Origin of the sequence: Mesorhizobium sp. B2-5-3, assembly GCF_006441005.1 — a bacterium.
Lineage (GTDB): Bacteria > Pseudomonadota > Alphaproteobacteria > Rhizobiales > Rhizobiaceae > Mesorhizobium.
Map to the genome: position 1 here is coordinate 48495 of NZ_VFUS01000019.1, position 18259 is coordinate 66753.

The 18259-nt window shown below is 62.2% G+C and carries 19 protein-coding genes; 16 read left to right on the plus strand and 3 right to left on the minus strand.

What is annotated here, in order from left to right; genetic code table 11:
* The first annotated feature begins 7 nt into the window (after nucleotides 1-7).
* The 6 genes from FJ867_RS27815 to FJ867_RS27840 all read left to right on the plus strand — a co-directional run bounded on the left by FJ867_RS27815 (nucleotide 8) and on the right by FJ867_RS27840 (nucleotide 6491).
* The gene (locus tag FJ867_RS27815; RefSeq protein WP_140729364.1) at nucleotides 8-895 is read left to right on the plus strand and encodes a branched-chain amino acid ABC transporter permease; all 888 of its coding nucleotides are present in this window, start codon (nucleotides 8-10) and stop codon (nucleotides 893-895) included.
* A 1-nt stretch (nucleotide 896) separates the two neighbouring features.
* Nucleotides 897-1874, plus strand: coding sequence for a branched-chain amino acid ABC transporter permease (locus tag FJ867_RS27820; protein WP_140632373.1), 978 nt, complete (start codon nucleotides 897-899; stop codon nucleotides 1872-1874).
* A 230-nt stretch (nucleotides 1875-2104) separates the two neighbouring features.
* Nucleotides 2105-3187, plus strand: coding sequence for a sn-glycerol-3-phosphate ABC transporter ATP-binding protein UgpC (ugpC, locus tag FJ867_RS27825; protein ID WP_140819141.1), 1083 nt, complete (start codon nucleotides 2105-2107; stop codon nucleotides 3185-3187).
* 38 nt (nucleotides 3188-3225) lie between these two features.
* Nucleotides 3226-4551, plus strand: coding sequence for an ABC transporter substrate-binding protein (locus FJ867_RS27830; protein ID WP_140498408.1), 1326 nt, complete (start codon nucleotides 3226-3228; stop codon nucleotides 4549-4551).
* Nucleotides 4552-4657: 106 nt separating this feature from the next.
* Nucleotides 4658-5596 carry a sugar ABC transporter permease gene (locus FJ867_RS27835; protein ID WP_140498409.1) on the plus strand — a complete coding sequence of 313 codons (939 nt, stop codon included), beginning with the start codon at nucleotides 4658-4660 and terminating at the stop codon, nucleotides 5594-5596.
* Nucleotide 5597: 1 nt separating this feature from the next.
* Nucleotides 5598-6491, plus strand: a complete 894-nt coding sequence (locus FJ867_RS27840) for a carbohydrate ABC transporter permease (RefSeq protein ID WP_140498410.1) — start codon at nucleotides 5598-5600, stop codon at nucleotides 6489-6491.
* Between the two features lie 38 nt (nucleotides 6492-6529).
* Here the strand turns inward: FJ867_RS27840 and FJ867_RS27845 are convergent, their stop codons facing one another.
* On the minus strand, nucleotides 6530-7648 hold the full coding sequence (locus tag FJ867_RS27845) for a mandelate racemase/muconate lactonizing enzyme family protein (RefSeq protein WP_140498411.1): 1119 nt from the start codon (nucleotides 7646-7648) through the stop codon (nucleotides 6530-6532).
* A gap of 27 nt (nucleotides 7649-7675) precedes the next feature.
* Nucleotides 7676-8422 carry an amino acid ABC transporter ATP-binding protein gene (locus tag FJ867_RS27850; protein WP_140498412.1) on the minus strand — a complete coding sequence of 249 codons (747 nt, stop codon included), beginning with the start codon at nucleotides 8420-8422 and terminating at the stop codon, nucleotides 7676-7678.
* Between the two features lie 119 nt (nucleotides 8423-8541).
* Between FJ867_RS27850 and FJ867_RS27855 the strand changes: the two genes are divergently transcribed.
* The 10 genes from FJ867_RS27855 (at nucleotide 8542) to FJ867_RS27900 (ending at nucleotide 16611) form a co-directional block, all read left to right on the plus strand.
* Nucleotides 8542-9225: a GntR family transcriptional regulator gene (locus FJ867_RS27855; protein WP_140819142.1), complete on the plus strand. Its 684-nt coding sequence runs from the start codon at nucleotides 8542-8544 to the stop codon at nucleotides 9223-9225.
* 15 nt (nucleotides 9226-9240) lie between these two features.
* Entirely contained in the window at nucleotides 9241-9912 is a 672-nt protein-coding gene (locus FJ867_RS27860) for an amino acid ABC transporter permease (RefSeq protein WP_140566399.1), read from the plus strand.
* 2 nt (nucleotides 9913-9914) lie between these two features.
* Nucleotides 9915-10568 (plus strand): amino acid ABC transporter permease, encoded by a 654-nt coding sequence (locus tag FJ867_RS27865; RefSeq protein WP_140581266.1) that lies wholly within the window; start codon nucleotides 9915-9917, stop codon nucleotides 10566-10568.
* Between the two features lie 34 nt (nucleotides 10569-10602).
* Entirely contained in the window at nucleotides 10603-11379 is a 777-nt protein-coding gene (locus FJ867_RS27870) for a transporter substrate-binding domain-containing protein (protein ID WP_181165309.1), read from the plus strand.
* A gap of 69 nt (nucleotides 11380-11448) precedes the next feature.
* Nucleotides 11449-12558, plus strand: coding sequence for an enolase C-terminal domain-like protein (locus tag FJ867_RS27875; protein WP_140514980.1), 1110 nt, complete (start codon nucleotides 11449-11451; stop codon nucleotides 12556-12558).
* 5 nt (nucleotides 12559-12563) lie between these two features.
* Nucleotides 12564-13598, plus strand: coding sequence for a zinc-binding alcohol dehydrogenase family protein (locus FJ867_RS27880; protein ID WP_140819144.1), 1035 nt, complete (start codon nucleotides 12564-12566; stop codon nucleotides 13596-13598).
* Entirely contained in the window at nucleotides 13595-14356 is a 762-nt protein-coding gene (locus tag FJ867_RS27885; RefSeq protein ID WP_140581271.1) for an SDR family oxidoreductase, read from the plus strand. Before FJ867_RS27880 ends, FJ867_RS27885 begins: the two co-directional genes overlap by 4 nt.
* Before the next feature lie 29 nt (nucleotides 14357-14385).
* Complete coding sequence (locus FJ867_RS27890) at nucleotides 14386-15075, plus strand: RraA family protein (protein ID WP_140624004.1); 690 nt, start codon at nucleotides 14386-14388, stop codon at nucleotides 15073-15075.
* Nucleotides 15076-15082: 7 nt separating this feature from the next.
* On the plus strand, nucleotides 15083-15379 hold the full coding sequence (locus FJ867_RS27895) for a UxaA family hydrolase (protein ID WP_140819146.1): 297 nt from the start codon (nucleotides 15083-15085) through the stop codon (nucleotides 15377-15379).
* Nucleotides 15376-16611: a UxaA family hydrolase gene (locus FJ867_RS27900; RefSeq protein WP_140624007.1), complete on the plus strand. Its 1236-nt coding sequence runs from the start codon at nucleotides 15376-15378 to the stop codon at nucleotides 16609-16611. The genes FJ867_RS27895 and FJ867_RS27900 overlap by 4 nt, the downstream gene beginning before the upstream one ends.
* Nucleotides 16612-16924: 313 nt before the next feature.
* On the opposite strand, the gene FJ867_RS27905 is transcribed toward FJ867_RS27900, so the two are convergent.
* Nucleotides 16925-18073 carry a sulfate/molybdate ABC transporter ATP-binding protein gene (locus tag FJ867_RS27905; protein WP_140581280.1) on the minus strand — a complete coding sequence of 383 codons (1149 nt, stop codon included), beginning with the start codon at nucleotides 18071-18073 and terminating at the stop codon, nucleotides 16925-16927.
* Nucleotides 18074-18259 lie beyond the last annotated feature (186 nt).

Below are 18259 nucleotides of genomic sequence, written 5' to 3' on the forward strand. Positions count from 1 at the left end.
TCGCGCCATGACGATGATCTTCGGCATCCCTATCCAGGCCTTTCTCGGGCAGTTGCTGGTCGGGCTGATCAACGGTTCCTTCTATGCGATGCTGAGCCTTGGCCTCGCCGTCATCTTCGGCCTGCTGCGCATCATCAATTTCGCCCACGGCGCGCTCTACATGCTGGGCGCCTTCATCGGTTATCTGCTGCTTGTCCATCTCGGCATCGGCTATTGGCCGGCGCTGATCCTGGTGCCGCTCGCCGTCGGGCTGTTCGGCATTGCGGTCGAGCGTGCAGCGCTCTCGCGGCTCTACCAGCTCGACCCTCTCTACGGCCTGCTCTTCACTTTCGGCCTGGCCTTGGTCATCGAGGGCGTCTTCCGTTATTATTACGGCGTCTCGGGAAATCCCTATGCGGTGCCGGCGCTACTTGCGGGCGGCACCAATCTCGGCTTCATGTTCCTGCCCAACTATCGCGGCTGGGTGGTGCTGGCATCGCTTCTCGTCTGCCTGGGCACATGGCTTTTGATCGAGAAGACCAGGCTTGGCTCTTATCTGCGCGCCGCGACCGAAAATCCAGAACTGGTCCAGGCTTTCGGCGTCAACGTGCCACTGCTTTTGACACTCACCTATGGACTGGGTGCGGCACTTGCCGGTTTTGCCGGGATCCTGGCGGCTCCCGTCTACCAGGTCAGTCCGCTGATGGGGTCGGATCTGATCATCGTCGTCTTCGCCGTCGTCGTGGTCGGCGGCATGGGCTCGATCCTGGGCGCCATCGTCACCGGCTACATGCTCGGCCTCGCCGAGGGCCTAACCAAGGTATTCTATCCCGAGGCGTCGAACCTTGTCGTCTTCGTCATCATGGCGATCGTGCTTCTACTGCGGCCGGCCGGCCTGTTCGGAAGGGACGCCTGAGATGAGCGAGCTGACGCTTCACGAAAAGCGCGCCGCGGCCTCCGTGCGGCTGGAACGCGCGCTGGTGGCGCTGGCGGTATTGGCGCTCATCGCCGCGCCGTTCTTCGTCTACCCGTTCTTCCTTATGAAGATGCTGTGCTTTGCGCTGTTTGCCTGCGCCTTCAACCTGTTGCTCGGCTACACCGGCCTGTTGTCCTTCGGCCACGCGACCTTCTTCGGTGGCGCCGCCTATTTCTGCGCGCATGCCGTCAAGGTATGGGGCTGGCCGCCAGAGGCAGGCATTCTGCTGGGTACCGCCGGCGCGGCCCTGCTCGGGCTGGTCATGGGCTTCTTCGCCATCCGCCGGCAAGGCATCTATTTCGCCATGATCACGCTGGCGCTGGCGCAGATGTTCTTCTTCTTCTGCGTGCAGGCACCGTTCACGCAAGGCGAGGATGGCATCCAGGGCGTTCCGCGCGGCAACCTCTTCGGCATCATCGATTTGAACGCTACGGTCAACATGTACTATGTCGTATTGGCCATCTTCCTGATCGGCGTCTTCGCCATTTGGCGGATCATCAACTCGCCGTTCGGCATGATCCTGCGCTCGATCCGCGAGAACGAGAACCGCGCCATCTCGCTCGGCTATTCCGTCGCCAGGTATAAACTCGCCGCTTTCGTGATGTCGGCCGCGCTAGCCGGGCTTGCCGGCGCGGTCAAGGCAATCGTGTTCCAGTTCGCGACGCTCACCGACGTGACATGGCAGATGTCGGGCGAGGTGATCCTGATGTCGCTGCTTGGCGGCATCGGTACCATGGTCGGGCCGGTCGTCGGCGCCGGCTTCGTCGTCGGCCTTGAAAACACACTCGCCACCTCCGGCTTTCCGGTGACCATCGCCACCGGCCTGATATTCATGATCTGCGTGCTCGTCTTCCGGCGCGGCATCGTCGGCGAATTCCATGCGCGGCTGCCCAGGCCGGCGGACGGTGGAAGTGGTTGATATTCATCCCGTGGCCGATCTCCCTGCTGTCTCCAGCCATGTGGTGGGCAGTCCAGTGAGCAACCGGGAATGCAGCCTGGATGTTTATCGAGGCGCCTGCTTTACAGGCAGGTTTGGTAGCGCTACCGTCTCCGTATCGCGTGACCACATGAAGGTTGGAGGGCCGTCGCCGGGAGAGGTCAGCGGTTCCTTCGAAGAGACGTCGCGGGAATCGTTCGGGAGGAGGATCGATGGCGTCTGTCGCGATTAGCGAGGTTTACAAATCATTCGGGACCGTCGAGGTTCTGCACGGCGTCAGCGTGAACATCGACGACGGCGAATTCGTCACGCTGGTCGGGCCGTCGGGTTGCGGAAAATCAACCCTGCTCAGGATGATCGCGGGCCTGGAAAAGATTTCGCGGGGCCAGATCGCGATTGGCGAGCGTGTCGTCAACAACGTTGCGCCGAAGGAACGCGACGTCGCCATGGTCTTCCAGAACTATGCGCTGTACCCGCATATGACCGTCGCCGAGAACATGGCGTTTTCGCTCGTGCTGAAGGGCGTTTCGAAGGCTGAGAGCGGCGCCGGCGTCCAGCGCGCTGCGGAGATTCTGGGGCTCGTGCCGCTGTTGGCGCGCTATCCCCGCCAGCTTTCCGGCGGACAGCGCCAGCGAGTTGCCATGGGGCGGGCGATCGTGCGCGATCCGGCGGTTTTCTTGTTCGACGAGCCGCTGTCCAATCTTGACGCCAAGCTCAGGGTGCAGATGCGCGCCGAGATCAAGGAACTGCACCAGCGCCTGAAAACCACGACGGTCTATGTTACCCATGACCAGATCGAAGCCATGACCATGGCAGACAAGATCGTGGTCATGCATGACGGCATCGTCGAGCAGATCGGGCCGCCGCTGGAACTCTACGACAGGCCGGACAATCTCTTCGTCGCCAGTTTCATCGGCTCGCCCGCCATGAATTTGCTGCGGGGCGAAATCGCGACGAACGGGTCGCCGTCCTTTCGGGGCGCGGGCGGAATTTCCGTGCCGTTGGACGCAGCATCGTCCGTCAAAGGCGGCGAGCCGGTGGTGCTGGGCATACGGCCCGAGCATTTGCGGCTGTCCGACCAGGGCATTGCGGTCACCATCGCGGTGATCGAGCCGACCGGGTCGGAGGTACAGCTCATCGGCCGGACAGCCGGCGGTGAAGAGATCGTGGCCAACTTCCGGGAACGTCATTCCTTCACGCCGGGCGAAACCATCCGGCTCACCGCCGAACCCGGCCTCATTCATCTCTTCCACGGCGAAACCGGGCAGCGGCTTCAAACGCGCAGCAAGCTGTAGAGACCAAAGGGCAAGAGAAACAAACAGGAGGAACGAGCATGAAATTCACCAGACGTGACGTGATCCGCACGACGGCCGGCGCTGCTGCCGGCGTTTTGGGAAGCCGCTTCGCCGGCTCTCCGGCATTCGCCCAGGAGGGGCTGAAGTACAAGCCGGAGGACGGTGCGAAGCTCAGGCTGCTGCGCTGGTCGCCTTTCGTGCAGGGTGACGAGGACCAGTGGCTGAAAAACACCAAGCGGTTCACCGAAGCGACGGGCGTGGAGGTACGTGTCGACAAGGAAAGCTGGGAAGACATTCGCCCCAAGGCAGCGGTCGCCGCCAATGTCGGTTCAGGTCCGGATCTGATGTTCGTCTGGTTCGACGACCCGCATCAGTATCCCGACAAGCTGCACGACGTGACGGAACTGGGCGAGTATCTGGGGTCGAAATATGGCGGCTGGCACGACGGACCAAAGCAATATGCGACCCGGGAAGGCAAATTCATCGGCCTGCCGCTCGCCACCATCGGAAATGCCATCGTCTATCGGGAAAGCTGGGTGAAAGAGGCCGGCTTTTCGGAGTTCCCCAAGGATACGAAAGGCTTCCTCGAACTTTGCAAGGCCCTGCAGGCGAAGGGGCATCCGGCCGGCTTCACGCACGGCCATGGTGTCGGCGACGGCAACAACTACGCGCACTGGCTGCTGTGGAGCCATGGCGGCCAGATGGTCGACGAGAGCGGCAAGGTGACGATCAACAGCCCCGAGACCCTCAAGGCGATCGAATACGCGCAGGAACTCTACAAGACTTTTATTCCAGGCACCGAAAGCTGGCTCGACGTCAACAACAATCGCGCCTTCCTGGCCGGCGAACTCAGTGTGATCGCCAATGGCATTTCCGCCTACAACACGGCCAAGATCAACAAGGACAATGATCCGAAGCTGGCGGAAATGGCCAAGGACATACGCACCACCAACCTGCCGATCGGTCCTGTCGGCAAATCCGTCGAACTGTTCCAGGTGACCACAGCCGTCATCTTCGACTACACGCCCTACCCCAACGCGGCCAAAGCCTATCTGCAATTCATGTTCGAGGACCCGCAAATGCCAGATTGGATCACCTCCTCGGCGGGCTACTGCTGCCAGACGCTCAAGGCGTTCGACAACAATCCGGTGTGGACAGCCGATCCGAACAATGCCGCTTACGCCAAGGCTTCGGCGACGCTGCGGCCCAACGGCTATGCCGGGCCGCTCGGCTATGCCTCGGCGGCGACCATGGCCGACTATGTCCTGGTCGACATGTTCGCCAAGGCCGTCACGGGGCAGGCCACGCCCCAGGAGGCAATGGAAGAGGCGGAGAAGCGCGCAAACCGGTATTATCGCGTTTGATCCATGCCAGCTGAGCCTGGCGGCTCTGCCCCGCGCTATCCGACCCTCCGGAAGCGCAGGGCGGCCGCCAGGCCGATCAACGAGACCCTTGCAGGGAGCCCGCCCCATGGCCGTGCCGTCCGTCGCCGCTCAGCCGCGTTCCTCGATGCTGTCGCGCCTGGCCGAGAGCAGGAACGCGCTTGGCTTCGGCTTCATGCTGCCGGCGGCGGCATTGCTGCTTGTCTTCCTGACCTATCCGCTTGGGCTCGGCGTCTGGCTCGGCTTCACCGATGCCCGCATCGGCCGTCCCGGCATCTTCATCGGCATCGAGAACTATGAATATCTGTGGAGCGACGCCGTCTTCTGGCTCTCCGTCTTCAACACCCTGCTCTACACCGTCAGCGCCTCGATCCTGAAATTCGCGCTCGGCCTCTGGCTGGCGCTCATCCTCAACCAGAACCTTCCCTTCAAATCGTTCTTCCGCGCGATTGTCCTGTTGCCGTGGGTGGTGCCGACGGTGCTGTCGGCCATCGCCTTCTGGTGGATTTACGATTCGCAGTTCTCGATCCTGTCCTGGGCACTCCAGCAGATGGGGCTGATCGACCATCGCATCAATTTCCTCGGCGATCCGGAGAACGCGCGTGCTTCGGTGATCGCGGCCAATGTCTGGCGCGGCATCCCTTTCGTAGCCATCACGCTGCTTGCCGGCTTGCAGACAATCCCCCAATCGCTTTACGAGGCCGCCACGCTCGACGGCGCCAGCCGCTGGCAATTGTTTCGCCATGTGACGCTGCCGCTGCTCACCCCCATCATCGCGATCACGATGACGTTCTCGGTGCTGTTCACCTTCACGGATTTCCAGCTGATCTATGTGCTGACCCGCGGCGGACCGGTAAATGCCACCCATCTGATGGCGACGCTGTCGTTCCAGCGCGGCATTTCGGGCGGCCAGCTCGGCGAGGGCGCCGCGATCGCGGTCGCCATGATCCCATTCCTCCTTGCCGCGATCCTGTTCAGTTATTTCGGCTTGCAGCGCCGCAAATGGCAGCAGGGGGGCGGAGACTGACATGGCTGCCACCAGGAAGACAAAACAGCCGCAGCTCGACGAAGGCGGCATGGGCTATTTGCAGAGCGTGCCGCGCCGTGTGGTGACGGTCTATCTCCCGCTGCTCGTGTTCGTCATCGTGCTCTTGTTCCCGTTCTACTGGATGACGATCACAGCGGTTAAGCCCAATGTCGAAATGACCGACTATGCCAATTTCAACCCGCTCTGGGTCGTGCATCCGACATTGGAGCACATCCGCTATCTTCTCTTCGAGACGTCCTATCCGGGCTGGCTGCTCAACACGATCATCATTTCGACCGCCGCCACTTTCCTGTCGCTGGTGGCGTCGGTTTTCGCGGCCTATGCGATCGAGCGGCTGCGGTTCTCCGGGGCACGGCAGGTCGGCCTCGCGGTGTTCCTCGCCTATCTCGTGCCGCCCTCGATACTGTTCATCCCCTTGTCGGTGATGGTGTTCAACCTCGGGCTTTACGACACACCCTTCGCGCTCATCCTCACCTACCCGACCTTCCTGATCCCCTTCTGCACCTGGCTGCTGATGGGTTACTTCCGCTCCATCCCGTTCGAACTGGAAGAATGTGCGCTCATAGACGGGGCAAGCCGCTGGCAGATCCTGAGCAAGATCGTGCTGCCCCTGTCGGTGCCAGGCCTGATCTCGGCGGGCATATTCGCATTCACCCTGTCATGGAACGAGTTCATCTATGCCTTGACGTTCATCCAGTCGTCCGAAAACAAGACCGTGCCGGTCGGGGTGCTCACCGAACTCGTCCGCTCCGACGTCTATGAGTGGGGTGCCCTGATGGCGGGCGCGCTGATCGGATCCCTGCCGGTCGTCGTGCTTTATTCGTTCTTCGTCGAGCACTATGTCTCCTCGATGACCGGCGCGGTGAAGGAATAGCGCCGCCCCGATGCCGCGGGCGCTTTTCCTGGAATGCCCTAGCCCAGGCTTTTGCCGTAGCGGGCAAAGCTTTCGGCCAGGACGGTCGTGCTCGCACCGGCCCGTTCGGGCCGTTTGTAGATGCCGCCTTCGACGCGGATCGGCTCCTCGAAGTGATCCTTGATCCAGGGGATGTATTCGAGGATCGTCGATGCAGGATGCCAGTAGCTCAGATGCACATGCACCTGGCTCATCTCCCCTGCATGCGGAACGACGGGAAGCCGATGCGCCAGTGCCAGGTCCGCGACCTGGATGTATTCGGTTATTCCTCCGAGCCGCGTGACGTCCGGCTGGACGTAGGCGACGGCTCCTGCATCGACAAAGGAGCGGAACGCGTCGATCGTGTAGAGCTGCTCGCCGAGCGCGATCGGGATCGATGTATTGCGCGCGAGCGTGGCGTGGCTGGCGACATCGTCATACCAGAGCGGCTCCTCGAACCAGTAGATATCGAGGTCGCGCGCCAGCGCGCAGAACCGCTGGCAGGTCGGAAGATCCCACTTGCCGTTGCCGTCGATTGCGATCCGGATCCTTGGTCCGACACGTTTGCGCACAGCCGCCAGGCGCTCGACGTCGACATTTGGGTCGTCATGGCCGACCTTGATCTTGATGCGTGTGAATCCATCCTCCTCGACGGCTTTCGCGGAGCCGCGCAGCAACGTGTCCAGATCGAACGAAATCCAGCCGATATCGGTATTGTAGGCCTCCAGGGCATCGGTGCGCGCGCCGCCGAGATAACTCCACAGCGGCAGGCCCGCCCGTTTCGCCTTCATATCCCACAACGCGATATCGATTGCGGCCAGCGCCAGATGCGTGATGCCGGCCCGACCGACCCATTGAAGCGAAGGATGGCGCGCAAGCCTGGTCCATAGACGCTGATGATCCGAGGCGTCTTCGCCTACCAGAAGCGGCGCGTAACACTCGCCGATGCAGGACGTTATCAGCCGGTCGGCGGCCAGATGGGCATGCGTGCCGGTGAAGCCATAACCTTCCAGCCCGTCCGTGGTGACGATCTTCGTACCCACGACACCCCAATGGGTGATGCTGTGGGTCGAGTCCGAAATGGAGTCCGAGGTGAGTGGAAGATGGAGAATAAACGGGCGGACGGAGGCGATTTTCATCTATGACCCTTGGCGGATATGAATTTGTCAATGAAGGAGCTGCGAGAGGAATTCGCGTGCACGCTGATGCTTCGGGGCTGCGAAGAACTCCTTCGGCGTGGCCTCCTCGAGTATCCGGCCCTTGTCCATGAAGACGACCCGATCGGCCACCTGGCTGGCGAAACCCATTTCGTGCGTCACGCAGATCATCGTCATGCCTTCGGATGCCAGCGAGACCATGGTGTCTAGCACTTCCTTGACCATTTCCGGATCGAGAGCCGAGGTCGGTTCATCGAAGAGCATGATCTTGGGCTGCATGCAGAGCGCGCGGGCGATCGCGACGCGCTGCTGCTGGCCGCCGGAAAGCTGGGACGGATACTTGTCCGCCTGATCTGCGATCCGTACCTTGTGCAACATCTCCAGCGCTCTCTCCGAAGCGTCCTTGCGGGATTTTCCGAGCACGCGGACGGGCGCCAGCGTACAGTTCTCGATCACCTTGAGATGCGGGAAGAGGTTGAACTGCTGGAACACCATGCCGATGTCCCGGCGCGGAACCATACGTCCGTGGGACTTCTCGACCAGCGGTTTGCCGTCGATTTCCACCGAGCCTTGCTGCAGGTCTTCCAAGCCGTTGATGCAGCGGATCAAGGTCGACTTGCCTGAGCCCGACGGCCCGCAGACGACAATCTTTTCGCCCTTCGCCACCTCAAGGCTGACGTGATCGAGCGCCTGAAACCCGCCGAACATCTTCACCGCGTCGCGCAGTTTCACAAAGGCGCTGCCGTTGGCGTCCATGAATTCCTCCTTGTTGCGAGGTTGACTTGTAACCCGAAAGATCGAAATCAGAAAATAAAAAATTTTCTATTTTTAATTTTTCTGTTGCACCGAACCGGAACCTGACCGATGCTTGGGCCATGAGCATGATCAAGACAACATTGGCCGAGCAGGCCTACCAGGAGCTGCGGTCGCGGATCGTCGGCGGCAGGCTGGCAGGCGGGCAACGCCTGTTGCCAAACGAATTGGCGGCGGAACTGGGCATCAGTCCCACGCCTGTCAAGGAAGCCTGCCTGCGGCTGGAGGCGGACGGGCTTCTCGTCAATTCCTCGCGGCGCGGCATGGTGGTCCGCAGCTTCAACGAGGAAGCCGTCGAGGAATTATACGCGGCCAGGACACTGCTCGAGAAAGGGGCCGTGGAAGCAGCCTTCGACGCAGGACGGCTCGATGAGGCGCTGCGGGTGAAGCTCCAGGACAGCCTCGAAAACCACAGGCGCTTCGCCAAAGGGTCGTCGCTCGACGATCTGGCGAAGGCGCTCTCCCATGACCGGGCCTTCCACAGTTCGCTCGTCGGCGCCGCGGGGATACCGATGATCTCCGAGGTCCACTCCCGCATTGTCGGCCAGACGCATACGGTCTTCGTCTCGATTCCAGGCGATTACAGCCGCTCGGTCGAGGAGCACCAGGATATTCTCGATGCCATCGTCGCCGGCAAGAAGAGCCAAATCCTCGCGGCGCTGCAGCGACATCTCGAGAGAAGCCGGCAGAACACCTTGCGCCAGGTGAAAGTCCTTGCGCGAGCGATCGAACCGAACCTTGTTTAAAGACCGGGGACGAGTGTGGAGTACCTAGATTTTTCCGGGACATTCGCGCGCGGCGACCTGTTCGTGCACGCCGCCATGTTGACCGTCGGCCTGTCGGCCGCCGCGCTGGTTCTGGGCATGTGCGTCGGCATCGTCGGCGCCCTGATGAGACTTTCGAGCTCGAAAGTCCTCTCCTCAATCGCGGCCGCCTATGTGGAGATCATCCGCAACACGCCGTTTCTGGTGCAGATCTACATCGTCTATTTCGGCCTGCCCTCGGTCGGCATCCGCATTTCCGAAGTGACGGCGGCCATCCTCTCCCTGACGCTCTACGCGGGCGCCTATATCACCGAGATCGTCCGTGCCGGCATCCAGACGATCGGCAAGGGACAGCGGGAGGCGGCGCACACGCTTGGCATGTCACCGTATCTCACCTTCCGCTATGTCGTTCTGCTGCCGGCGATTTCAGCGATCTTCCCGGCACTGACCAGCCAGTTCATCCTGATCATGCTGGCGTCCAGCGTCGTTTCCGTCATCTCCGTCCCGGAACTGACCGGCGTCGCCAATGATGTGCAGGGCCTGACCTTCCGAAGCCTGGAAGCCTATCTCGTGGTCGCGGCCATCTACCTTGTCCTGACGGCTGCATTCAAAGGCGTCTTCGCACTGATTGAGCGTGCCCTCTTCTCCTTCCGCTTTGCAGGGCGATGACGATGTTCCAGACATTCAACCTCCATCATGTCGGGTTTCTGCTGCAATGTGCGACGTGGACGGTCGTCCTCTCGGGAATTGCGCTTGCAGGCGGCGCCATCGGCGGATCGATTATCGCCCTCATGCGCCTCTCCCGCTTCGCCTGGATGCGCTGGATCGCACAGGCCTATATCTATGTCATCCAGGGAACGCCTCTGCTCGTCATTCTCTTCATCGCCTATTTCGGCGTCGCCAATCTCGGCTATGACCTTCCGGCGATCTACGCGGCCGGCCTTGGATTTACGCTCTACAGCAGCGCGTTCCTCGGCGAGATCTGGCGCGGGTCGATCCAGTCGATCAACAAGGGGCAATGGGAAGCGTCGTTCGTGCTGGCGCTTGACTGGCGGCACACGATGACCGACGTCATCATCCCGCAGGCGCTTCGCGTCGCCATTCCTCCGACGGTCGGCTTCTCCGTTCAGGTCGTCAAGAACACCGCGCTTGCTTCGGTCGTCGGCTTTATCGAACTGACGAGAGCAGGACAGATCGTCTCCAGCGCCACGTTCCAGCCGCTGCCCGTCTATCTGACGGTCGCGGCCATCTACTTCGGCATCTGCTCCATACTGTCCCATGCCAGCCGCCGCCTGGAGCGCCGCCTGCAGCAGGCAGCCAACTGAAGATCCGGTTCATCACACCAGGGAGGAAAGTATCATGCTATTGAAGAGACTTGCTGTCGGGGTCGCCGCGATGCTGGCGATGATATTGCCCGCAAAGGCCGAGAGCACGCTGGACGCCATCGTGCAGCGCGGCACCATCAATGTCGGCGTCGGCCTTGGAACGCCGCCTTATGGCCTGATGGACAGCAGCATGCAGCCCGACGGCTATGACGTGTCCGTAGCAAAGGCAATCGCCCGCGATCTCGGCGTCAAGGTCAACATCGTCGACACGACGGCAGCCAACCGCATCCCGAACCTGACTTCGGGCAAGCTCGACATCGTGATCTATTCGTTCTCGATCACCGCCGAGCGCGCCAAGGCCATCGCGTTCACCAACACCTACTATGTCGACCAGCAGGTCTATGTCGGTCCCGCCGACCAGCCGATCACCAAGATCGAGGATCTGGCCGGCAGGAAGATCGGCGTGACGCGGGCCAGCACGAACGACATCGTCATGACCAAAAAGGCCGTCGAAGGCGCACAGATCCAGCGCTATGACGATGACGCGTCGACGTCCCAGGCGCTGTTCGCAGGTCAGGTCGAAGGCATCGTGACCAGCGGAGCGCTTGCCCGCGCCGTCGAGGAGCACGATCCCAACCTCAAGAAGCAGTTCGTCGTGGCGCAGGCGCCGATGGGCATAGGCCTGCGCCGCAACGACCCGGACTTCCTGCACTGGCTGAACACGGAGCTCTTCATGCTCCAGTCTACAGGTGAGCTGCAGGCCCTGCAGAAAAAATGGATGGGTGTCGAAGTCGACCTGCCCCGCTTCTGAGAATGACTGGATCCGGGACTCCCCCGGATCCACACATGCCGCTGCGATCGGTTTATCGAAGGTTTTTCCATGAAAATCACGGATGTGAAGGTGCGCTGCTGCCAGCGCAAACCAGGCGATTTTGCCGCCAGCGCGTTTCGAACCGGGGATTTCGCGAAGTTCGAATTTCTCACCGTCACCATGATGACGGATACCGGGCTCGAGGCAACCGCCTTCGGGTTCGCCGGTCGTTCGGCGGCGGGCGCCGGCAGGCTGATTGCCGACACGCTGCGTCCGTTCTTCATCGGCCGTGACCCGCTCGACCGGGAAAAGGCATGGCACGATTTCCGGGTGGCCGACCGCTGGTGGGGCCACTTGCCGATCTATGCCTACGGACCATTCGACACCTGCCTCTGGCTGCTGTCGGCCACCGCCGCCGGGCAGCCTCTCTACAAATATCTCGGCGCCTTCCGCGAACGCGTGCCGGTCTATGGCAGCTCGATGATCCTGTCGGGGCCGCAGGACTATGTGAAAGAGGCGCTGCGCGCCAGGGCCGAAGGGTTGCGGGCCTACAAGCTCCATACACCCGGTCTCGATCTCGACTACGATATCGACGTCCATCGCCAGGTCCGCGCCGCCGTCGGGCCGGATTTCACGCTGATGTCGGATCCGGTCTCGATGTTCAATCTCGAGCAGTCGATCCGCTTCGGTCGCGAGTTGGAAAGGCTCGACTTCTACTGGCTGGAAGAGCCTTTATACGACGAGGACGTTCATTCGCTGCGGGAGCTCGCCCGCACCCTCGAAATCCCGCTCGTCGGGACAGAAGTCCTTGCGAAGCACCCTTACAGCATCGCCGAATGCATCTCGACGCGTGTCGTCGATCGCGTCCGGGCAGACGTTTCCTGGACGGGCGGCGTCACGGGCGTCATGAAGACGGCCCGCCTCGCCGAAGCCTTCGGCGTCAATTGCGAGATCCATACCGCCATCTTCCACCCGATGGAGATCGTCAACCTGCATTGCGCCGCGGCGATCAAGAACTGCGACTTCTTCGAAGTGCTCTATCCAATGGAGAACTTCGCCTTCGGCCTCAAGCAGCCGCTGCCGATCAAGGACGGCTACGCCGCGCCGCCGTCAGCCCCCGGCCTCGGGGTCGAGATCGACTGGGATGCCATCGACAACAGCACGATCTGTGAGGCCTGAGCGCCATGATGAAAGCTGTCTGCCTCGAGGAACCCGGCAAGATCTCGCTGGTCGAATCGCCCGAACCAAAACCGGGCCCGGGCGAAGTGGCGGTGCGGATGGAGTATGTGGGGTATTGCGGTTCCGACCTGACGTCGTTTCGCGGCCTCAATCCGCTGATCTCCTACCCGCGCGTCCTGGGCCATGAAATCTCCGGCACCATCTCGGCGCTCGGCGACGGCGTCAGCGCGCTTGCGGTCGGCCAGTCCGTGACTATTCTTCCCTATTTCAATTGCGGCAGGTGCCATGCCTGCCGCCTTGGCAGGCCGAACGCCTGCAAGGACAACCGGACGATGGGCGTCCAGCGCGAGGGCGCGATGGCCTCGATCATCGTCGTTCCCGCGGGCAAGGTCATTCCGGTCGAGGGCATGCGCCAGCGGGACCTCGCGCTGATCGAGCCGCTTGCCGTCGGCTTCCATGCCGTCCGCCGCTCCGAGCTTTCGGCTGGAGAAACCGTCGTCATCCTTGGCTGCGGCGTCATTGGGCTCGGCGCCTTGCTCGGCGCTGTCAGGCGGGGCTCACGCGTGATCGCAGTGGACCTTAGCGCCGACAAACTCGCCGTTGCCAAGGTGCTCGGCGCCACTGACATCATCGATGCGTCGCGCGAAGATGTCCTGGCGCATGTCCTGGAACTGACCAGTGGGGACGGTCCGCAGGTCGTCATCGAGGCGGTCGGCGCGGATGCGACCTTTCGGCAGGCGATCGATCTCGTGGCGTCCTGCGGCCGGGTCGTCTATGTCGGCTACGCCAAGAACAAGATCGCTTACGACACCAAGTTCTTCCTGCTCAAGGAGATGGATATCCGCGGGTCGCGCGGCTCCGAGATCGCCGATTTCCACGATGTTATCGGCTATCTGAAGCAACATCGGGACGCCGGCGACCGCATCGTCTCACGCGTCGTGCCAATCGAGGAAGCCGGTGCGGCCATGCAAGCCTGGGACAAGAACCCCGGAGGCTTCACCAAGATCGTCGTCCGGATCGAAGCGAAGGAAGACGCATGAGCATCAAGGATATCTTCGGGCTGGAGGGGCAGCATGCGCTGGTGACCGGCGGCGGAAGCGGTCTCGGCCTTGCGATCGCCACCTGTTTCGTCGAAGCCGGCGCCAAGGTGACGATCGTCGGCACCAACGCCGCGAAGCTCGCTGCCGCCTGCGAGACGCTGGGGCCTTCCGCCACGAGCCATGTCTTCGACGTGACCGACACTGCCGGTGCCACGGGTTTCGCCAGCGAGGTGGAAAAAAAGTCCGGACGCGTCTCGATCCTCGTCAACAATGCCGGCAACACGGTCAAGAAGCCGCTCGGCGAGATGAGCGTCGAGGCTTTCAATTCGGTGCTGAACGTCCATGTCGGCGGCGCCTTCGCCCTCTCGCGCGCCTTCCTGCCGCAGGTGACGGAAGCAAGGGGCAGCATTCTTTTCACCGCCTCGATGAGCTCTTTCCTCGGCATTCCCAACGTGATCGGCTATTCGGCGGCGAAAGCCGCCTATGTCGGCATGGTGAGGGCGCTCGCGACCGAACTTGCGCCCAGCGGGATACGCGTCAACGGTGTGGCACCAGGCTGGATCGACACCGCGCTTCTACGCCAGGCCACCGCAGCCGATCCGGAAAGGGCGCGCAAGATCAACAGCCGCATTCCCATGGGTCGTTTCGGCGAGGGCGCCGATATCGGCTGGGCCATGACCTACCTCGCCTCACGCGCCTCAGCCTATGTGACCGGCCATATACTGGTGGTCGACGGCGGCGCGCTGCACGGCTTCTGACCACTATAGTTTTTCGAGGGAGAAAACAGATGACGACCGATACTGACAAGGCGATCTTCGAAGTCATCCGCAAGGAACTCTTCACGGCCGTCGTCGGCGACGTGCTTGATGTAATGGGTCACCGCCGGCAGTTCCTGCCGGCCGGGATCGCGCCGTTGCAGCCGGAGATGAAAGTCATCGGCCGCGCGATGCCGGTGCTGGAGGCGGACGTGTTTTCCGGCGGTTCGCCGGATGCGCACGGTCCGCTCGCGAACAAACCGTTCGGCCTCATGATGGAAGCGCTGGACAGCCTGACGGAGAACGATGTCTATATCGCCAGCGGCTCCTCCTTCCGCTACGCGCTGTGGGGCGGGCTGATGTCCACCAGGGCCCAGAAGCTGAAGGCTGCCGGCGCCGTCCTCAACGGCTATATCCGCGACTCCTGGGAAATCGAAGAGCTCGGCTTTTCGGTCTTCTCGCGCGGCATCTATGCCCAGGACCAGGGCCCGCGAGGGAAGGTGATCGACCATGGCTGCCCAATCGAGATCGAAGGCATCCTGGTATCGCCCGGCGACCTGATCTTCGGCGACCGCGAGGGCGTGCTTGTGATCCCGCGCGAGGCGGAAAAGGAAGCGATCGAGCGCGCGCTCGAGAAGGTCAGCACAGAGAACAAGGTCGCAACCGCGATCCGCGACGGCATGAGCGCCTGCGAAGCCTTCCGTACCTTCGGCGTCATGTGAGCCGACGATGGACGATCCTCGTCTGCTCCTGCTCTGCGATCACGACAATGTGCTGGTCGCCTGCCGGCGCATCGAAGCCGGTGAGACCATCATCGTCGGCGGCGAGCCGCGCATTCTGGTCAAGGCCGTGGAGTTCGGCCACAAGCTGGCGCGGCTGCCGATCGCCCCGGGGATGAAGGTCATCAAATACGGCGTCCCGATCGGCTCGGCGACGCGGTCGATCGGACCCGGCGAGCACGTCCATATTCACAATCTGAAGAGCGACTACACCAAAACGCACGTAATAGCGGAGACCGGATCATGACCGGCGAACAGTCCACCATCCTCGGCTATCTCAGGCCGGACGGTCGCAAGGGCATCCGCAACATTGTGGTCGTGGCCTATCTGGTAGAGTGCGCGCATCATGTCGGTCGCGAAATTGTCTCCCATTTCCGCGGCAGGGACGTGCATCTGATCGGCTTTCCAGGCTGCTTTCCCAATCCCTATGCGCAGCGGATGATGGAGCGTCTGTGTACGCATCCCAATGTCGCCGCGGTACTGCTGCTGTCACTGGGATGCGAAAGCTTCAACAAATTCTCGCTCGCCCGCACCGTCGAGGCAAGCGGACGGCCGGTGGCCACGCTGACGATCCAGGAAAACGGCGGTACTTTGTCGACGATTTCCGACGGCATCGAATGGGTCGGGCAACGCCTGCAAGAGCTGGGCGCGGTCGCGAGAGTGCCAATGGATGCGAGTGAACTTATCGTCGGCACGATCTGCGGCGGGTCGGACGGCACCAGCGGCATGACCGGCAACCCCGCCGCCGGCCTTGCCTTCGATCGGCTGGTCCGTGCGGGAGCAGCCTGTATTTTCGAGGAGACCGGCGAGCTGATCGGCTGCGAAGAGATCATGGCGAGCCGTGCCGTGACGCCTGAACTCGGCGTCGAGCTGCGCGCCTCCGTGGCAAAGGCAGCGCAATACTACGCGACGCTAGGCTATGGCAGTTTCGCTCCGGGCAATGCCGAGGGCGGCCTATCCACCATCGAGGAGAAATCGATGGGTGCCTATGCCAAATCGGGCTCGTCGCCGATTTCGGGCCTCATCAAGCCGGGCGACATTCCCCCTGGCGGCGGACTCTACCTGATGGATGTCGTGCCGGACGGGGACGTGCGTTTTGGCTTCCCCAACATCTCGGACAATGCCGAGATCGTGGAGCTCATCGCTTCCGGTTGTCACCTCACGCTCTTCGTCACCGGCCGCGGTTCGGTCTCGGGGTCGGCGGTCGCACCGGTCATAAAGATCTGCGCCAATCCCGAAACATACCGTCGCCTGTCGGGCGACATGGACGTCGATGCCGGACGTATCCTCGAAGGGGCCGCCACCTTGTCGGATGTCGGCGACGAAATCTTCAATCTGGTTCTTGCCGTCGCCAATGGCCATGCGACGAAATCCGAACAACTCGGGCACCGCGAATTCATCCTGACCTACAAGACTTTCGAACCGATCGGTCCCGCATGTCTGCCGGGCGCACAGCCAAAGGCTGGTCACCGAAGCTGAAGCTGCCGGCGTTTGCCGCATGCTTGCGAGCGTAGCTTGCGTCTGTGCTGAAGCTGCGCGATCCCCTTGACCCTGAGTAAGAGCAAATGCATGGCGGGCCGAACAATCTGGCGACAAGCTCACTCGTTTTGTTTGAAGCGCGGCACGCCGAAACGGATTCATGCGAGCCGCTTAGGTCTTGTTTTGCATGTCGCTACACTTGAACCGAGGTTGCTTGGGCAACGTGCATTGGAAACGAGGTGCGCAAAAAAGGGTCGCGGCAAACCAGCATTGGGCTGGCGGCTCGCAACCGCCTCACCCCCATGCGGACAATTCAAATCAGCGGGCCTGCGTAAGCCATACGCCGCTTCCTGATATCTGGGGGAAGCGTCTTCTCGTTTTGGCGAGGGTTCTGTTCCGCCGGCGCGAATGAGCTGCCTGCCTGGTCCGAAAAAAACAGCTTCCAGCGGCCCGGGCGGAACGCTACCCGGCTCTTCTGTGCCGCGGGGTGGTCGACGGGCAGCTCGATCTCGACGCGCTGGCGTTCGCCGCCGATCTCGAGTTCCACCCGGCGGGTGCCGGCGACGCGGCGGCTGGCGACCACCGTGCCGGCGATGCAGCCAGAGCAGCCGCTCAGCAATTCGACGTCGTGCGGACGGAAGTACAGCCTGGCATTGCCGCTGGCGGCGTCCGGCGCCGACAGCCCGATCGGGCGATCGGCGAGCCAGACCTCGCCATTCTCGACCTTGACGGGAAGCGAGCTCGATTCGCCGATGAAGCCATAGACGAAAGGCGAGTTCGGCCTGTCATAGATGTCGTCGGCGGTGCCGACCTGCTCGATGCGGCCCTGGCTCATCACCACGACGCGGTCGGCAAGCTCCAGCGCCTCTTCCTGGTCGTGGGTGACGAAGACGGTGGTGTGGCCGGTGGCGTCATGGATGTCGCGCAGCCAGCGGCGCAGTTCCCGGCGCACCTGCGCATCGAGCGCGCCGAACGGCTCGTCGAGCAGAAGCACTTTGGGTTCGATCGCCATGGCGCGGGCCAGCGCGACGCGCTGGCGCTGGCCGCCGGAAAGCTGCGCCGGATAGCGCTTTTCCAGGCCCGAGAGCTGGACCAGGTCGAGCAGCTCGGAGGCGCGGCGGCGGATCTCCTGCGCCGGCGGCCGCGTCGAGCCCTGCCGGACCTTGAGGCCGAAGCCGATATTGTCCGAGACCGTCATGTGCCGGAACAGCGCGTAGTGCTGGAAGACGAAGCCGACATTGCGCTCCTGGATCGATTTGTGCGAGGCGTCCTCGTCGCCGAAGAAGATCTTGCCGCGCGTCGGCCGCTCCAGCCCGGCAATCAGCCGCAGCAGCGTCGTCTTGCCCGAGCCCGACGGCCCCAGCAACGCGATCAGCTCGCCCGACTTGATGTCGAGCGACACGTCATGGAGCGCGGGAAACCGCTCGAACTCCTTGCGCACATTGGCAACGCGAACTTCCATCAACAGTCCCTTTGTAGTGGCTGCATGCCGTTATCCCAAATCGGTTCCCGCTTTTGGGCGACATGTCTTTTGTTTCATGCATGCCGTTATCCCAAAACCGGTTTCCACTTTTGGGCGACATGCATCAATGTCCACGCGCCGCGGCGATCTCGGCGCCGTAACGCATCTCGAGCAGTGTCTTCAGGA

Excerpts from the sequence above, each read along its gene's own strand:
- FJ867_RS27815 (WP_140729364.1), top strand. The coding sequence starts at position 8 with ATGACGATGATCTTCGGCATCCCTATCCAGGCCTTTCTCGGGCAGTTG.
- FJ867_RS27820 (WP_140632373.1), top strand. The coding sequence starts at position 897 with ATGAGCGAGCTGACGCTTCACGAAAAGCGCGCCGCGGCCTCCGTGCGG.
- ugpC (WP_140819141.1), top strand. The coding sequence starts at position 2,105 with ATGGCGTCTGTCGCGATTAGCGAGGTTTACAAATCATTCGGGACCGTC.
- FJ867_RS27830 (WP_140498408.1), top strand. The coding sequence starts at position 3,226 with ATGAAATTCACCAGACGTGACGTGATCCGCACGACGGCCGGCGCTGCT.
- FJ867_RS27835 (WP_140498409.1), top strand. The coding sequence starts at position 4,658 with ATGGCCGTGCCGTCCGTCGCCGCTCAGCCGCGTTCCTCGATGCTGTCG.
- FJ867_RS27840 (WP_140498410.1), top strand. The coding sequence starts at position 5,598 with ATGGCTGCCACCAGGAAGACAAAACAGCCGCAGCTCGACGAAGGCGGC.
- FJ867_RS27845 (WP_140498411.1), bottom strand. The coding sequence starts at position 7,648 with ATGAAAATCGCCTCCGTCCGCCCGTTTATTCTCCATCTTCCACTCACC.
- FJ867_RS27850 (WP_140498412.1), bottom strand. The coding sequence starts at position 8,422 with ATGGACGCCAACGGCAGCGCCTTTGTGAAACTGCGCGACGCGGTGAAG.
- FJ867_RS27855 (WP_140819142.1), top strand. The coding sequence starts at position 8,542 with ATGAGCATGATCAAGACAACATTGGCCGAGCAGGCCTACCAGGAGCTG.
- FJ867_RS27865 (WP_140581266.1), top strand. The coding sequence starts at position 9,915 with ATGTTCCAGACATTCAACCTCCATCATGTCGGGTTTCTGCTGCAATGT.
- FJ867_RS27870 (WP_181165309.1), top strand. The coding sequence starts at position 10,603 with ATGCTATTGAAGAGACTTGCTGTCGGGGTCGCCGCGATGCTGGCGATG.
- FJ867_RS27875 (WP_140514980.1), top strand. The coding sequence starts at position 11,449 with ATGAAAATCACGGATGTGAAGGTGCGCTGCTGCCAGCGCAAACCAGGC.
- FJ867_RS27880 (WP_140819144.1), top strand. The coding sequence starts at position 12,564 with ATGATGAAAGCTGTCTGCCTCGAGGAACCCGGCAAGATCTCGCTGGTC.
- FJ867_RS27885 (WP_140581271.1), top strand. The coding sequence starts at position 13,595 with ATGAGCATCAAGGATATCTTCGGGCTGGAGGGGCAGCATGCGCTGGTG.
- FJ867_RS27890 (WP_140624004.1), top strand. The coding sequence starts at position 14,386 with ATGACGACCGATACTGACAAGGCGATCTTCGAAGTCATCCGCAAGGAA.
- FJ867_RS27895 (WP_140819146.1), top strand. The coding sequence starts at position 15,083 with ATGGACGATCCTCGTCTGCTCCTGCTCTGCGATCACGACAATGTGCTG.
- FJ867_RS27900 (WP_140624007.1), top strand. The coding sequence starts at position 15,376 with ATGACCGGCGAACAGTCCACCATCCTCGGCTATCTCAGGCCGGACGGT.
- FJ867_RS27905 (WP_140581280.1), bottom strand. The coding sequence starts at position 18,073 with ATGGAAGTTCGCGTTGCCAATGTGCGCAAGGAGTTCGAGCGGTTTCCC.